Source organism: Erythrobacter sp. CCH5-A1, assembly GCF_001557115.1.
In the GTDB taxonomy this organism is placed as follows: Bacteria; Pseudomonadota; Alphaproteobacteria; order Sphingomonadales; family Sphingomonadaceae; genus Erythrobacter.
In genome coordinates this window covers 1-1379 of record NZ_LSKQ01000217.1, presented here as the reverse complement: position 1 = coordinate 1379, position 1379 = coordinate 1, and the positions used below count along the sequence as shown (strand labels likewise).

Annotated in this window: 1 protein-coding gene; it reads left to right on the top strand. The window is 64.2% G+C overall.

Annotated features, from left to right (window positions below; translation table 11 throughout):
* Positions 1–80: 80 nt before the first annotated feature.
* Positions 81–1115: an IS110 family transposase gene (locus AX708_RS13015; RefSeq protein ID WP_066112308.1), complete on the top strand. Its 1035-nt coding sequence runs from the start codon at positions 81–83 to the stop codon at positions 1113–1115.
* Positions 1116–1379 lie beyond the last annotated feature (264 nt).

Sequence of the window (1379 nt, the reverse complement as noted above, 5' to 3'; positions counted from 1 at the left end):
AAAGCTGATGGGGTGGACGCCCCCCGACGGCATCGATGTGCCATAGTGGAGGTGTTGTAACACCACTGGAGGAGGCGTCCGTGTCGAAGGTTATCACGATTGGTCTGGATATCGCAAAGAACGTTTTTCATGCGCATGGCGCCGATGAGCGCGGCGCGATGGTGTTCAGTCGCAAGCTGACGAGGGGCAAGCTGCTCGAGTTCTTCGCCGGTCAACCGGCGTGCACGGTGGCGCTCGAAGCCTGCGGCGGCGCGCATCACTGGGCGCGCCAGTTGCAGGCATTGGGTCACGATGTCCGGCTGATCCCGCCAGCTTACGTGAAGCCGTTCGTGAAGCGGAACAAGAACGATGCGGTCGATGCCGAGGCGATCTGCGAGGCTGCGCAGCGCCCCGGCATGCGCTTCGTTGCGATCAAGACCGAAGAGCAGCAGGCTGCAGGCCTCGTGTTCCGCACCCGCGATCTGGTGGTGCGCCAGCGCACCCAGCTGATCAATGCGATCCGCGGGCACCTGGCCGAGTATGGCTGGGTTGCGCCGCGAGGCACCGCGTCCATGACGATGCTGGCAGATCTTCTGCAAGACGGGGACATGGCCTCAAGCTTGCCGGAAGCTGCACGCCCGATGTTCAAGCTGATGATCGACCTGCTGGCTGAGCTCGACGAGCAGATCGCCACGCTTGACCGCGAGATCGCGCGCCGAGCCAAGGATGACGAAGCGGCCCGGCGGTTGATGACGATCCCCGGCATCGGTCCGATCGCAGCCACTGCCATCATCGCCTTGGCACCGCCGATCGAGACGTTCCGCAAAGGCCGCGACTTCGCCGCATGGCTTGGTCTTGCGCCGCGCCAGCACTCAACGGGCGGCAAGCAGCGGCTCGGCAGCATCACCAAGATGGGCGAGCGGACGATCAGGCGGCTGCTCATCATCGGTGCAAGCTCTGTGGTGCTCCAAGCCAGCAGGCGCGGCGCTCAGAGTGGCTCATGGCTGGAGCGGATGCTGGCGCGCAAGCCGCGCATGCTCGTCTCGGTCGCGCTCGCCAACAAGATGGCGCGGATGGTCTGGGCGCTGCTCACCAAGGACGAAGATTACAGAGCTCCGGCCGCGGTCTCGGCGTAAGCTGAGAAGGCGGTCAGAGGCGTCGGGGACGTAGGCGGTCGAAGGAGGGTATGGCACAACAGTCGGCGAGACGGGGCCGGAAGAACCAGGGAATGGCAGAGCGCTACCCAAGCGCGCAAAGCTGAAATGGATCCGGTCCGCGAACTCCCATACTGGCCCGCAGCTATGGCGCTGCTCATCGAGGCCGGACAGATGACAGCATCCGACTACGTGCCAACATACCCGAAAATACCGCTTGCATCCAAAGGGGCGTCCACAGATGCC